This window comes from Bacillus cereus group sp. RP43 (genome assembly GCF_040459645.1).
Lineage (GTDB): Bacteria > Bacillota > Bacilli > Bacillales > Bacillaceae_G > Bacillus_A > Bacillus_A mycoides_C.
In genome coordinates, this window is the sequence record NZ_JARVHQ010000002.1 from 161,741 (window position 1) to 176,210 (window position 14,470).

Here is a 14,470-nt window from a genome sequence, read left to right on the forward strand (position 1 = left end):
CACCTCGTTGTTATTTACTTTCTTTATATAAAATGAATGTGGCAACAAAAGCAGTGATAACTGCAATAGCGAAGCCGATTACATAGTGAATCACATTCATCATGCCAAGAGGTGCAACAATTGTAAGCATTGGAATACCTGTTAAACCATATGCATTTGCTGCAACTTGCATCCAAACAACGTAAGCGCCTCCAATTGCGCCTCCAATTGCTGCTGCAATAAATGGTTTACCAAGTTTTAAATTGACACCAAAAATAGCTGGTTCTGTAATTCCTAAAAATGCTGAAGCTGCTGCTGGAATTGCAATTTCTTTCGTTTTTTTGTTTTTTGTTTTGAAATAAACTGCTAAAGTAGCCCCACCTTGAGCAACGTTCGCCATTGACCAAATAGGGAGTAAGAAATTGACACCGATATCTTTATTAGCGAGTAAGCCCGCTTCAATAGCATGGAAGCTATGGTGTAAGCCAGTAAGAACGATTGTTGAATATAGCCCACCGAATATAAGGCCAGCTACTGGTCCTGCAAATTGATAAATAGTATTTAAAAGGTACGTAATACCGTCACCGATTTTATATCCAATTGGTCCGATAATAATAAGTGATAAAAAGCCAGTTATAATAATTGTTAAGAACGGTGTAACTAATAAATCTAAAGAGTTCGGAACGCGTTTTCGGAGTTCCTTTTCAATTGTACTCATAACATATACGCATAATAAAATAGGTAGAACAGTGCCTTGATAGCCAATCATATCAATATCCATACCAAGGAAATGTAAAACAGTTGGTTTTGCATTTGAAAGAGTCCAAGGATTCGTTAAGCTTGGGTGAGTTAATATGCCGCCAATAACTGCACCTAAGAAAATATTTCCGCCAAATTCTTTAGCAGCACTAACCCCGATTAAAATAGGTAAAATAATGAAAGCTGCACTTGAGAACATATCAAGCAATTGGATAAGTGAGTGATCGCCAGGAACTAATTTAAACGCTTTCAACATTCCGAGTAGACCCATAAGTAAACCGCTTGCGACAATAGCTGGAATAATTGGAACGAAAATATTGGATAATGTCTTTGCAAGTCGAGCGAACGGATTCATTTTTTTCTTAGGAATATCGTTTGATACTGGGGAATCAAACGATATTCCAATTAGTTTTGAAAATTCATCATATACTTTGTTTACTACACCAGTTCCAAAAATAATTTGATATTGCTCAGACGTTGCAAAAGCACCTTTAACCCCATCGATGTTTTCGATTTCTGCTGCATTTATTCTTGTTTCATCTTTGAGTATAAGACGAAGGCGAGTAGCGCAATGTGTAGCGCGAATAATGTTTTCTTTTCCGCCGATGTTCTGTAAAACTTGCGTTGCGATTTCTTTCATATTCATAAAAATTCCTCCTTACTAAAACACTTTCTATTTATGGAACCGGTTCCGTTTTTGGTTAAAATAAAAAACAGGGTGTGATGTAAAAATCCTGTTTTTAAAATGTGGAACCGGTTTTATCTTTATTATAGAGCGTCTTTAAATTTTGTCAACGCTTTCTTGGATTTTTAATGTATAGCGAGAATGTAATATTTTAGGTATTGTTTTGTTTTCAACAAGCTGTGAAAGGGAAGTAGCAGCAAGCTTACCAGCATACTCATAGTCAAATGCGATTGTCGTTAAGCTAGGGTGTACCATTTCCGAAATATCATATCCACCGAATCCTGCTACAGAGATATGATTTGGAATAGAAAGATGATTAGAATGAATTACTTTCATTGCTCCAAGGGCGATATTATCTGTAGCACATACGACAATAGTAGGGCGGTTGTGATCTAAAATATGCTGTACTTGTTTCATCGCATCTTCTATTTTGAAAGTTGTTTCGTAATAAGAAACGGTACAAGTAGGATCTAAATTTTCAATCGCTTTTTGAAAACCATTTTTTCGATTTAAACCAACAGAAATATCATCTTTTTCTACTCCTAAATAGGCGATATGACGGTGGCCTTGTGATAATATGTATGCTCCTAGCTCATAAGCAGCATCAAAATCATCATGAACGAGGCAATATTGATCCTCATATTCTTGACCAACAAATAAAATAGGAGTAGTAGAATTAGCGATAATGTGTTTATGCTCTTTTGTTAAAGTTTTTGTTAATAAAATTATGCCAGCTACTTTTTGTTTTATAAAGTTTTCCATTGCTTGAATTTCCGTTTCGATTTTTTGATTCGCATTTGCAACAAGCATTTGATAGTTATTTTCTCGCAAAGTATTATCAATCCCGATAAGTGTTTTTGTTGTAGCGAAGGAATCTAATCGGGGGATAATGACACCAATTAAATTTGTTGTTTTTGCTTTTAAACTTTGTGCAAATGTATTGGGAGAGAAATTAGTCATTTCAATAATACTTTCAATTTTTTGTTTTGTTTTATCACTTACATATCCACCATTTAAGTAACGGGATACAGTACTTTTTGCAACACCTGCTAATTTAGCGATATCTGCAATTGTCTTAGCCATAGTATTCCACCTTTGTATTTAAAAGAAATGTTAATTTTATTATATGAAGAATTGAAGGTTACGTAAACAAGACAAAGAAATTAAAAAGTCTATTTCATTTTACTGGGTTCTGGTGCAAAAAACTGAAGATGCTTGCAAGGAATCTCTGAACTTTGGACATACTGATATGTACTGGACCCAAAATTTGGACATATATTTAAGCAACGAATAAGGATTGTACTCTGTATTTCACAGGGGGAAATCCTTTTAATTTTTTTTTGATTCTTTTGTGGCCGTAATAATGAATATAATTTTCTAATTCACTCTTAAAGTGTTCGATACTTTCAAATTCTTTAAGATAAAGTAATTCAGACTTTAATAAGCCAAAGAAATTTTCAATGACTGCATTATCTAAGCAATTTTCCTAACGGGACATACTTTGATTTATATTGTATTCTTTTAAGATATGGTGGTATTTATCCATTTGATAGTGCCAACCTTGGTCTGAGTGAAGAATAGGGATATCCCCTTTCTTCAAGCGTTTTCAGGCTTTATCTATCCTTTTTTCTCATAAGAAAAAACAAAAAGAATTAAGTGAATATAAAGCAATTTATATGATTCAAGATCATCTATACTTAGTATATGGAGCTATATAAAAAGACACCCAAGAAGTATCAAAAATTTCCCTTCGTCTGTTTGACCTATTACAGAAAAATGGACGAAAATCCCATCGATATGGGAAAAAGACAGTCTTTGATATTTCGAGTGTCGTCTATTAGTGTACTATATCCAATCTCAAGCAGAAAACTGCATAATCTTTATAAATACACCGTATCAAGGTTTAATTGGTATGCACATCTTTAATGTGGTCGTAGAAATTTCAAAAACACATTCAAATATACTCTCATGGCACCCTTAGCTTGATAGCGATGGGGTAGCACCACATGCCCATCAAGTTAAGATTATACAAGTTTAATTTTTGGTGAAGTAAATGTGCTAAGAGTTGTTGTAACAACTGTACAGCTCGAGAATTAAAGCGTTGATTGAGTCCTTCTGGACTCATAGAAATACCTGTGTTAGCTTCTAATCGACTACATAGGGATACAGCCGAGATACGTGTGAAAATAGGTCATAGGCTTACTTTTATTTCTAAATACGACCTATTGAGCTTATAGAGGGATCGTTTCTTCTATTGATTGGGGTGGGGGATTGTCTGTAAATCAATTACAAAATAACCAAAGGGTTCTGTTGCAAAGTTTCTTAACAGCCAGAAAGTTGGATTGATTACAGTTAAATTTTATGCAACCAGTACTAATTGTTGTAATTCATTGTACGTTTTTGTTTATATAGAGCATGAATGGTTTCGATTCCTTTCCTAACTAGCTTGTTTAGAAAGAATAATGTTTTTTGACACTTGAGGGTAGTGAAGATTTTTAAGTTGATGGGTATGTCGGGTGCCCCTATATGAATAAAATATGGAGCATGGATAGCTCTCCATACTCCGTTTTTCTTACTTTGCGTTATTGCTACGAATGCGAGCTTCAGTAGCTGAATCGAAGAAATGGACTTTGTTCATATCTAAAGCAAAGGTAGCAGTTTGAGCTGACTTGAAGCCAGAACGTGCATCTACACGAGCTACAAAGCTTTGTCCATTAATTTGAGAATATAGCATAGAATCAGCACCTAATAATTCAGCTACTTCAACTGTTACATTAATTGTAGAGTCTAGTGCAGATTGGATAAATATTGGTTCATCATGAAAATCTTCTGGACGAATACCCATAATAATGTCTTTTCCTACATAGTGTTGTTCGCGTAAATATTTCATTTTTCCTTCTGGAACCTTCACTTTTGCATCACCAATTATGAAAGTATCGTCCATTAATTTACCTCGTAGGAAGTTCATTGCTGGAGATCCGATGAATCCGCCAACGAATACATTCTCAGGTTTTTCATATACTTCTTTTGGTGTACCCACTTGTTGGATTATGCCACCTTTCATAACAACAAGACGTGTTGCCATTGTCATTGCTTCTGTTTGGTCATGTGTTACGTAAATTGTTGTTGTTCCTAAGCGTTGGTGAAGTTTAGAAATTTCTGCACGCATCGATACACGTAGCTTTGCATCAAGGTTAGATAATGGTTCATCCATTAAGAATACCTTTGCATCACGAACGATTGCACGACCTAACGCTACACGCTGACGCTGACCGCCTGAAAGGGCCTTTGGCTTACGAGTTAAGTATTGTTCAAGACCTAGGATACGAGCTGCATCGTTTACGCGACGATTAATTTCGTCTTTTTGAAACTTACGAATCTTTAATCCGAAAGCCATATTATCATATACACTCATATGAGGGTATAATGCGTAGTTTTGGAATACCATTGCGATATCACGGTCTTTTGGAGCTGCATCGTTTACTCGCTTTCCATCGATATAGAAATCTCCCTTTGAAATTTCTTCTAATCCTGCAATCATGCGAAGTGTAGTTGATTTGCCACAACCTGATGGCCCTACAAATACAATAAATTCTTTGTCTTGAATATGAAGGTTAAAGTCGTGAACTGCTGTTACGTTGCTATCATAAATCTTATAAATATGATCTAATTTTAATTCAGCCATGAAAGTGTTCCTCCTACCAAAATATGGATTCGTTTCTTTCCGCAAATGCACTCCATAAGAACTAAATGGCAAATGTAAAGAGTGAATAGAAAGTGATTTCATTTGTTTAATACGTACAAAATTACTATATTGGTTGTGAAATAATGGTGTAAGAAAAACAGTGCGGTTCCTTTATAGTTTTTAATATCACTTTCTGTTTTTTTGCTAAACTTATTAACTCAATGAGGGTGGATGTTGCAAATTTAACATACACATGAAATGTTAAATTTGTCTATTAAGCTAGCATAAATTGTTCTTTAATAGTCTCTGTATTTAACTCAGCAGTAGATGAAAGCACGAGGTTGGCATGTCCTAAAATACTAGGATCGCCAATTGCGACAGAGAACATATTTGCTGAATTTATTGCTTCCACGCCAGCAGCGGCATCTTCAACACCTATACAGAATTCAGGAAAGACATGGATAGCTTCCGCGGCTTTTAGGAATACTTCTGGATCTGGTTTAGAGTTAGTTACTGTGCCTGCATCTACAATATGGTTAAAGTAATGACTGATTCCAAGAGAATTGGCCACCATAAGCGCATTTTTAGAGGCAGATGCCATTGCAATTTTAAGACCAGCTTGTTTGATTTGTTGTAAAAAGGCTTCGACACCTGGTAATAAATCTTTTGCTGTAATATCTTGAATTAAATCGACATAGTGAGCATTTTTCTTCGTTGCTAATTTGATTTTTTCTTCAGAAGTGAAGTCGTGTTGGCGATTTCCGAGTTGTAAAATTCTTTCTAAAGATTCTGTGCGACTAACCCCTTTTAAGGTTTCGTTAAACTCACGCTCAAAGGGAATACCTAAGTCTTCGCCAAGCTTTTTCCAAGCAAGGTAATGGTATTCTGCTGTATCTGTAATGACTCCGTCTAGATCAAAAATGAAAGCTTCAATTTTTTTTGTCATGTGAAATCCCCCTTTTATTTGTCGCCACCAATTCTAAAGCCTTGCATAAAGTAGCGGTTTAAGACGATGTAAATGATAATAATAGGAATAATAGAGATGACCGAAGCGGCCATAATATAATTCCATTGAGTAGCGTTTTGACTTTGGAACGATTGAAGACCGAGTGTTAAGGTATACTTCTCTGGAGAAGTAATATAGAGTAATGGTTTTAAGAATTCATTCCAAAATGCTAGAAATACAAATACGGCTTGTGTAGCAACAGATGCTCTTGCCATTGGGAAAACAACTTTCCAAAACGTTTTAAATCGACTGAGTCCCTCAACTTGAGCAGCTTCTTCAATTTCTTTCGGGAAGTTAACAAAGAATTGCCGCATCATAAATATATAGGCAAAGTTAATAGCGCCAGGCAAAATTAATGCTGCATATGTGTCAAGGAATCCTAATGATTTCATAATAAGGAAATTAGGAATTAATAAAATTTGTCCCGGTACCATCATTACAGTTAGGATTAATAAGAATACATAGTTACGTCCAGGAAAACGTAGTCTAGCAAGAGCGTATCCTGACATCGTATTTAGAATAACGTTTACAATTGTTCCTAATGTAGCAATGATAAATGAGTTAATAATCCACTTTGTAAATAATGGATCTCGAGTGAAGATATATTTAAAGTTATCGAGCGTTGGTTCCTGTGGTAGTAAGGATAATCCGCCACTTACAATTTCTTTATATGGTTTGAATGCCGCAAGTACTGCCCAAAGGAATGGATAGAGTGTAACGAGACCGTACGTAATAAGCACAATATACATAATGACTCGTGGCCATTTTTTTTGTTTCATCGATAAATCACTCCCTTAATAATTTGCTTCTTCTTTGTTCAGTTTGCGGGCGATCATAGAAACAATGAAGATAATAATTGTTAAAAGAATCGCAAGTGCAGATGCATATCCCATTGTTCCAAGTGTTTTAAAAGCATATTGATAGATGATTAGTGAGAAAGTAAGTGTTGCATTACTAGGTCCTCCTGTACCACCTGAAATGATATAAGCTTGATCGAATAATTGGAAGCTTCCGATAATACCCATTAATAATACGTAATTCGTAATAGGTGTTAGGTTAGGAACAGTAATCTTTATTAATTTTTGCCATGCATTTGCACCGTCTAAATCTGCTGCCTCGTATAAGGAGTGGGGAATGTCTTGAAGCCCCGCGAGATAAATCGTCATGAAATAAGGAACCGTTGACCAAATGTTCATTACCATAATGGTTGTCAAAGCAAAGTTTGTCTCATTAATAAAGTTAATTGGTTCAATTAATATTCCAATGTTAACAAGAAAATTATTTAACGGTCCATTAAGACTAAACAGGAACATAAAAATCATGGTTAAGGCAGAACTAGATGTTAATGTTGGTAAAAAATAAATAGTCCTGAATGTCGATTGGAATTTCACTCCTGAATTAAGTACGGCTGCAATAACGAGTGCAATAGCTGTTTGAATCGGAACAACAAAAATTACGTATCGGAATGTATTTTTGAAAGCCGTCCAAAGTCGCTCATCTTGAAAAGCATTTATATAATTCTTAAGCCCAACCCACTCATAACTTATGCCGCCGAATAGATTTACTTTTGTAAAAGATAAGAATAAAGAATATAGAACTGGTACCAAAGTGAAAATGAATAAGATTATAAGTGTTGGTAACATGAAACCATACCCTTGAATGGCTTCGCGAATATGTGATTTAGATTTTGTTTTTTTCAATGGACTACTAGGAGGCATTGATTGTTTCGGTGAATTGAACTGAGTTGTATCCACCATTTCTCACTCCTTTTTATAAAAGCAGAATGTTTTAAAAATGAAAGAAATAACTCGATGAAAAGGGCTGATTCCAAGAAGAGTTATTGTTCCTTGAGCGAAATGTTTCTTTAGATACCAATCGCCTGCCCCTTGCAAGTTGAGCTATTGGTTTAGGTTATTATTTATTTAATTGTGTTTTAATATCTTTGTTAGCTGCATTTTCTGCTTTTTTCATAGCTTCTTCAAGAGAAATATCTCCTTTTAAAGCAGATGGAAGAAAATTATTATATTCACGTGCCACGATTGAAAGGGTATCACCTTTTTGCCAAGGAGTTGCATATGAACCAGCTGCAACAAATGGGGCAAGTAGTTCGTTATCGTTAAGCTTTAATTCATTTGAAACTGATTTGCGGGATGGTAAAGTGCCCGATCCTTCAGCCCATGTCTTCATTCCTGTTTTTCCAGACGCATATGTAATGAATTCCCAAGCGGTGCCTTTTACTTTTGAATTAGTATTTATGGAATAGCTCACTGTAAACATCGTAGATCCTTGACTTCCGTTAATTGTAGGCGTTTCCTTCGTACCAAATTTTACATCAGGGAAGTTTTGTTTCAGGTGTGCAATTGCCCAGTTACCTTCAATCATAATCGCTGCTTTTTGTGCGCCGAATGAATCTCCAGACCAATCTTGTCCAAGATCAGCTGGACGTTTGATAAGGCCGTCTTTGTATGCATCAACAAGTGGCTGTAAAGCAGAAATTTGGTCAATTTGACTTAGTACAGCATAGCCTTTGTCATTCGTGATGCTTGTTCCGTTTGCTTGCAGAATAAACAAATGACGAGCTAACTCTGAGCTTGTAATCCCAGCTGTTACCCCATTAGGTAGTTTATCTTGTAAGTTTTTTAGAAATGCTGGAAGTTTTTCTGCTTCAGTCGGAATATCATTTGGTGTAAAGCCCGCTTTAGATAATAGATCCTCATTATAGAAGAGACCTAAAGTAGAAAAATCCTTGGGTATGCCATATTGTTTACCATCTTCACCCGTAAATGCGTTGTAAGCAGGTTTAAAGAAGTCGTCTTTATTAAAGCCCTGTGTATCCCCGATATAGTCATCAAGTGGTTCTAAAATTCCTAGTTTTGATAGCTCTGGAGTTATCAAAGCATCTACATAAAATACATCAGGTGCAGTGCCTCCAATAAGGTCTGTTTGTAATTGAGTCGCGTAGTCGTTGTATACTTTCTTTTTCACTTTAATACCAGTATCTTTCTCGAAGTCTTTAAGAAGCTTGTCCCATGTTGTAACCTCAGCCTCTGTTCCTTTCCAAGAACCTACAGTAATCGTTTTTCCGTTTAAATCATCACTACCTTGGTTTTTATCATTTTTGCTACACCCTGCAGCTAGTATAAGCATAGAGGATAGAAGTACGGTTGTTGCAGGTTTCCAAAATTTCATTAAGAATCCCTCCTAAATTGTCATGTTACATAGTAATGGTAAATAGCCATTAAGATGTTCTTTTGAAATCGCTATCATTTTTCTTTTGCATTCTCATTTTAAACCCGAAACGTTTCGGAATCAAGTTGTTTTTTTTTTTACTATTTTCCCAATGAAAATATAAATGATTGAATAGTCTTATTAAATCCTATATTCTATAGGTGTGAATAAGAAGTGGAATATTATCGAAACCTTTAAGTTTTTGTTCAGAAAGGGAAGTAAAAGAATAGGCTGACATTGCAATTCGATATCTTAAGAGTTTGCTTTCTAGAACGATCAAGAGGAATTTGTGTTTTTAGGAGCATTCACTTGGTTTTTTGAACAACTTCTTTTAGTACATTATATAAGTGAAAGAAGAGTGATGAATTGTGGCAGTTACTTTAAAAGACATTTCAAAAGCTACGGGTTTTTCTGTAACAACAGTTTCTCGTGCGTTAAACGGATATTCTGATGTAAGTGAGCAAACAAAAACAAAAATTTTTCAAGTTGCTAATGATTTAGGGTATAGTCCGAATATCCTTGCACGTAGCTTGGTGATGAAGCAATCGAAGACAATAGGGTTGATTGTGACAGATCTGACACGAGAAAGTGTAAAGGATAATTTTATGTTTGAAACATTATGTGGTATATCTGGTTATTTAGCGGAAACAGACTATGAAGTAATCGTCCTAAGTATGACAACATCTAAGCAACGCAATAAAACTTATAAGCAAATTTGTGCCGAGAGGCAGTTGGATGGTGTGATTATCCAAGGATTGAAAATGGATGATCTCTATTTACAAGAAGTGGTGAATAGTGAAACGCCTTGTATTCTTATTGATATTCCGATAGAGGGAAAAAAACTCGGTTATGTTACTTCTGATCAATTTGAAAGTGCAAAAAATGCTGTGAAATATTTAAGACGGATTGGTCATGAGAACATAGCTTATCTAAATGGTACAGAACACGCCCATGTTAGCAAAGAACGAGAGAAAGCATACAAAGCTGCCTTGAAAGAAACAGGTATCGAATGTCGCGAAGATTATATAATAGCTGGAAACTTCGTCGAAGAGGATGCGAAACAAGCGATGATTCCTTTGCTTTTGAATTATCCAGAGATTACAGCTGTTTTCTGCGCAAGTGATGTAATGGCACTTGGAGCATTACAAGCAGCGCACGAATTAAAGCTACAAGTTCCTGACCAATTATCTATAATTGGTTTCGATAACATTCTGTTATCGAAATATGTCGCACCTAAATTAACAACAGTGGGGCAATTTCCTTATGAAATGGGGAGGAGAGCTACAAAAATGCTCATCGAAATCATTGAAGGAAAAGAAACGCTAAGAGTGGTGGAAATAAAGAATGAATTAATTTTACGAGATTCTGTTGCACCTGTCATAAAGAGAGGGTTGCAAAACCCATAATTATTCAAAAATAGATGCATAAAAAAATCCGTTTTCTTGGAAGAATGATAGTAAATAGGATTTGGTGAAGGTAGATGTCCCTTGTTGTTTTGAGTCATCCTATTACTAAAAGTTGTTCGAAAAAAAATCGTGAAAATAGCTTTCGGATAAGTATTTAGCTATTTTTTAGTATAACCCATCTTACTGCGCGGTTAAAAACCAAATCATGCAGTAAGATGGGTTATTTACGTGAGGCTAATCAAAGTAGGTTCACTTTTTAAGTGAGTTTGCTCCTTTGCTTTTCGTGCATTCATTGTATACACTTCAGGTTTGGAGGTTGCGTTTCTCTTGAATTTTTTAGCTCTTTTCGTCCAAACACTACTATTAGGAACTTAATTTTGCGCTGCAATTGTTATATAACGAATGGTCCAAATAGAAAAGAAGGCAATGACCATCCAATAAAGTATTGTTAAACTAGGAATTGTAATACCTAGAAGTTCTATTAGCGTACGAACGAGTATTGGTGCAGTGATTCCAAAAGAGGTAATAATCCAGGCCTCTTTATACGTAATCGAAAGCATTTTCTTAAAACTCAGTCCCGCCAGAGCCAATAAGCTTATCAAGACGGTATGTACAATTAGATCGAGCAAGACACGAACGTATTGATAGAAAGGACTAAACATTGTGATTGTTTCATCGATTTCTTCACTTAATTGAAGAAGTTTGTTTTTAGATAGAGCTTTGCTCTCATTAAAGAAGGGGAAACTTGCATAATCAAATTGTTTCGCTGGGTATCCCACTCTACCGAAAGACCATTTTGCTTCGCCTAATCCAATAATATTCTTTAAACCTTGTGTCGCCCCTTCTGGTGGTTCAGTTGCTCCGACAATAAGAATTGTATCAACTTGTGGTAGGCGGATTGCTAGTGTTTCTTTTAAAGGTGTTGCACCATTGGTACTGATCGAGTAGTTGTCAGGCAATGAAGATAGTTGTTTTGATATAGATCCTGAATTTGAAAGTTTAAAGGCGCTGACAATAACGCCGGTTAGTAAAATTAGCATCACCATATAAAAAATGGATTTCCAAACACTTTGTGAACGAAAGGTTGCTATTTTTTTAAATTGAAAACCTAGACTAGCCATGAATTGATCGATAAAGTTCATATTAAACCACCTTTTCCCATAACGTTAAACTTAAGTACGGAACTAGTATATCACGTGTTTAAATGAAAAATATTATATTTTTTTATTGATTATCCGAAACGTTTCGTATAAAATGAGCTTGTCATTGAAAACGGTTTATATTTTGAAGCGGAAGGAAGATTCCAACTATGAAAAATCAAATCATGAAATATGATGTAGACTCTGATCAATTTAAAAATTGGCTAGTAAGTGAAACACAGTTTAATCCTGAATTATTAGGGAAATGTGAAACTATTTTTTGTTTAGGGAATGGCTACATGGGGCAACGTGCTGCAATGGAAGAACGATATGTGAAAGAAACACGTAATTTGTTTGTTGCAGGAACGTTTAATAAATTTGCAGCAAATGAAGTTACAGAACTTCCAAATGCAGCAGATGTCCTTTGGATTGATTTAAAGCTAAATAATGAATTGTTTAATTTAGATCATGGGAAAATCCTTGATTATAATCGTACATTGCATTTAAAAAATGCGGAATTAACGCGTAAAGTGACCTGGGAATCGCCATCTGGTGATTTATTTGAATTAATATTTAGACGCTTTATTTCTTTAGATGACCGTCATGTAATTGCTCAGCAAGTTGAAGTAACACCTTTAAGTGATAGCGCTGAGATTGAAGTAACTTCTGGGATTAATGCACAGATGACAAACAGCGGTGTGCAGCACTTTATTGAAGGTGAGAAGCGTCTGTTTGATGGGAAATTCATGCAGCTCGTTCAAACAACAACAGAATCTGAGGTGGATTTCGTCTTCAATACTGTACATGCTGCTAAAAAGGACAATCAAGCAATTGAAACGGAAGGGTTAATTTTAATGGACCGCCGTACGATTTACTTTAATTATAAGCCAATTAAGATAGAAAAAGGTGAAACGCTTGTTTTTGAAAAATTAACAAATGTATTCACTAGTCGTGACAATGATTATAAAGGAGACGCGTACAGTTTAGAACAATTACGTGAAAATTCTCTTAGCCATATAAAGCAATTATCAACAAAAAACTATGATGAATTATTCACTGCACATGTGAAGGCTTGGGGGGATAAAGTATGGAATTTCTCACCGATAACGATTGAATCGGAAAATGATTTCGATCAATTAGCGATTCGCTTTGCTCAATACCATATGACTGTGATGACTCCGGCGCATGATAATCGTATGAATATTGGGGCGAAAGGTTTATCAGGAGAAGGGTATAAAGGACATACATTCTGGGATACAGAAATCTTCTTATTACCTCATTTTATTTATACGAATCCGAAGACAGCCCGCAGCTTGCTTGAGTACCGATATAACACGTTAGAAGGTGCACATCAAAAAGCGAAGGATAATGGGTATGAAGGTGCAATGTTTCCTTGGGAATCAGCTTGGTTAGAGGATGGTGAGGTAACACCCGTTTGGGGTGCTGCAGACATCATCACTGGTAAAGCAACGAAGATTTGGTCAGGTTTTATTGAGCAGCACATAACTTCTGATATTGCATTTGCAACATGGCAATACTTCCAAATCACAAACGATAACGACTTCATGTTGAAATATGGATATGAATTGCTATTAGATACAGCAAAGTTTTGGGCTTCTCGTCTTGAATGGAATGAAGAGAAGCAAGAATATCATATTAACGAAGTAGTAGGACCGGATGAATATAAAGAGCATGTCGATAATAATGCGTTTACGAATTACACTGCTTATTGGAATATTAAAAAAGCAATGGAATACCACCATCTGATTAAAACGGAGCACCCACAATTATTCCGTGAGCTTGATCACAAACTAGAATTAGAAAGAACGTATAAAAATTGGGAACAAAAAGTAGATAAGATTTATCTACCGCAACCGCGTAAAGAAGACCTAGTTATTCCTCAAGATGATACATATCTTTCATTAGAAATCATCGATTTAACGAAATACAAAAACCAAGAGCATGTTGGTTCAATGTTTAAAGATTATAATTTAGAGCAAGTAAATAAAATTCAAGTATCTAAACAAGCAGATATCATGGTTCTATTTTACTTACTAGAAGATATGTTTAATGATGAGGTAAAACGTGCGAACTGGGAATATTATGAACCAAAAACACTTCATGATTCATCTCTTTCTTTATCAACACACTGTGTACTTGCTTGTGATATGGGTGACTATGAAATGGCTTATGATTTATTCACTCGTGCAGCAAAAATTGATCTCGGTCCTAATATGAAAACAAGTGACCATGGAATTCACGCTGCTTCACTTGGTGGGATCTGGCAATGTATTGTAAACGGATTTGGAGGAGTGCGTATGCTTAATGGTGAATTACGTATATCTCCACATCTCCCATCAAAATGGTCAGAGCTACAATTCGAAATTAATTGGCACGGAGATTTGATCAATGTAATTGCAACAAAAGAAGAAATTACATTAGAGAAATTAACTTCTATAAATGATTCGATTTCACTGGTTATTTATGATCAAAAAGTGAAACTAGTAGATAAAATCTGTATGTCAGCAAAACGTTAGTACTGGATAAAATTTTCGAGTTGTTCTGATATTTAAGGCGCTATCG

At 35.4% G+C, this 14,470-nt stretch carries 10 protein-coding genes and 2 pseudogenes; 3 read left to right on the forward strand and 9 right to left on the reverse strand.

Features of this window, described 5'->3' with window-relative positions; genetic code table 11:
* Positions 1-10 precede the first annotated feature (10 nt).
* The 3 genes and pseudogenes from QCI75_RS27525 to QCI75_RS27535 form a co-directional block, all read right to left on the reverse strand.
* Positions 11-1,384: a sucrose-specific PTS transporter subunit IIBC gene (locus tag QCI75_RS27525; RefSeq protein ID WP_353761711.1), complete on the reverse strand. Its 1,374-nt coding sequence runs from the start codon at positions 1,382-1,384 to the stop codon at positions 11-13.
* A 135-nt stretch (positions 1,385-1,519) separates the two neighbouring features.
* A complete protein-coding gene (locus tag QCI75_RS27530) occupies positions 1,520-2,506 on the reverse strand; it encodes a LacI family DNA-binding transcriptional regulator (protein ID WP_098912530.1) in 987 nt (328 codons plus the stop codon).
* 196 nt (positions 2,507-2,702) lie between these two features.
* Positions 2,703-3,029: pseudogene (locus QCI75_RS27535) on the reverse strand (IS3 family transposase); the annotation flags it as partial.
* 31 nt (positions 3,030-3,060) lie between these two features.
* On the opposite strand from QCI75_RS27535, the pseudogene QCI75_RS27540 reads away from it, so the two are divergent.
* Positions 3,061-3,264: pseudogene (locus QCI75_RS27540) on the forward strand (IS4 family transposase); the annotation flags it as partial.
* Positions 3,265-3,995: 731 nt separating this feature from the next.
* Here QCI75_RS27540 and QCI75_RS27545 read toward each other — a convergent pair.
* The 5 genes from QCI75_RS27545 to QCI75_RS27565 all read right to left on the reverse strand — a co-directional run bounded on the left by QCI75_RS27545 (position 3,996) and on the right by QCI75_RS27565 (position 9,303).
* Positions 3,996-5,108, reverse strand: a complete 1,113-nt coding sequence (locus QCI75_RS27545; protein ID WP_353761712.1) for an ABC transporter ATP-binding protein — start codon at positions 5,106-5,108, stop codon at positions 3,996-3,998.
* Positions 5,109-5,382: 274 nt separating this feature from the next.
* On the reverse strand, positions 5,383-6,054 hold the full coding sequence (gene pgmB, locus QCI75_RS27550) for a beta-phosphoglucomutase (RefSeq protein WP_353761713.1): 672 nt from the start codon (positions 6,052-6,054) through the stop codon (positions 5,383-5,385).
* A gap of 14 nt (positions 6,055-6,068) precedes the next feature.
* Complete coding sequence (locus QCI75_RS27555) at positions 6,069-6,893, reverse strand: carbohydrate ABC transporter permease (protein WP_215575239.1); 825 nt, start codon at positions 6,891-6,893, stop codon at positions 6,069-6,071.
* A gap of 15 nt (positions 6,894-6,908) precedes the next feature.
* A complete protein-coding gene (locus tag QCI75_RS27560) occupies positions 6,909-7,871 on the reverse strand; it encodes a carbohydrate ABC transporter permease (protein WP_353761714.1) in 963 nt (320 codons plus the stop codon).
* A 157-nt stretch (positions 7,872-8,028) separates the two neighbouring features.
* A complete protein-coding gene (locus tag QCI75_RS27565) occupies positions 8,029-9,303 on the reverse strand; it encodes an ABC transporter substrate-binding protein (RefSeq protein WP_002151098.1) in 1,275 nt (424 codons plus the stop codon).
* Positions 9,304-9,710: 407 nt separating this feature from the next.
* Here QCI75_RS27565 and QCI75_RS27570 point away from each other — a divergent pair, with 407 nt between their 5' ends.
* The gene (locus QCI75_RS27570) at positions 9,711-10,748 is read left to right on the forward strand and encodes a LacI family DNA-binding transcriptional regulator (protein ID WP_353761715.1); all 1,038 of its coding nucleotides are present in this window, start codon (positions 9,711-9,713) and stop codon (positions 10,746-10,748) included.
* Positions 10,749-11,119: 371 nt separating this feature from the next.
* Here the strand turns inward: QCI75_RS27570 and QCI75_RS27575 are convergent, their stop codons facing one another.
* The gene (locus QCI75_RS27575; protein WP_353761716.1) at positions 11,120-11,890 is read right to left on the reverse strand and encodes a DUF1189 family protein; all 771 of its coding nucleotides are present in this window, start codon (positions 11,888-11,890) and stop codon (positions 11,120-11,122) included.
* 167 nt (positions 11,891-12,057) lie between these two features.
* Here QCI75_RS27575 and QCI75_RS27580 point away from each other — a divergent pair, with 167 nt between their 5' ends.
* Positions 12,058-14,424, forward strand: a complete 2,367-nt coding sequence (locus QCI75_RS27580) for a glycoside hydrolase family 65 protein (RefSeq protein ID WP_353761717.1) — start codon at positions 12,058-12,060, stop codon at positions 14,422-14,424.
* The last annotated feature ends 46 nt before the right edge of the window (positions 14,425-14,470 follow it).

What these genes read in the sequence shown, in the direction of transcription:
- QCI75_RS27525 (WP_353761711.1), bottom strand. Translation starts at nt 1,384, where the DNA reads ATGAATATGAAAGAAATCGCAACGCAAGTTTTACAGAACATCGGCGGA.
- QCI75_RS27530 (WP_098912530.1), bottom strand. Translation starts at nt 2,506, where the DNA reads ATGGCTAAGACAATTGCAGATATCGCTAAATTAGCAGGTGTTGCAAAA.
- QCI75_RS27545 (WP_353761712.1), bottom strand. Translation starts at nt 5,108, where the DNA reads ATGGCTGAATTAAAATTAGATCATATTTATAAGATTTATGATAGCAAC.
- pgmB (WP_353761713.1), bottom strand. Translation starts at nt 6,054, where the DNA reads ATGACAAAAAAAATTGAAGCTTTCATTTTTGATCTAGACGGAGTCATT.
- QCI75_RS27555 (WP_215575239.1), bottom strand. Translation starts at nt 6,893, where the DNA reads ATGAAACAAAAAAAATGGCCACGAGTCATTATGTATATTGTGCTTATT.
- QCI75_RS27560 (WP_353761714.1), bottom strand. Translation starts at nt 7,871, where the DNA reads ATGGTGGATACAACTCAGTTCAATTCACCGAAACAATCAATGCCTCCT.
- QCI75_RS27565 (WP_002151098.1), bottom strand. Translation starts at nt 9,303, where the DNA reads ATGAAATTTTGGAAACCTGCAACAACCGTACTTCTATCCTCTATGCTT.
- QCI75_RS27575 (WP_353761716.1), bottom strand. Translation starts at nt 11,890, where the DNA reads ATGAACTTTATCGATCAATTCATGGCTAGTCTAGGTTTTCAATTTAAA.
- QCI75_RS27580 (WP_353761717.1), top strand. Translation starts at nt 12,058, where the DNA reads ATGAAAAATCAAATCATGAAATATGATGTAGACTCTGATCAATTTAAA.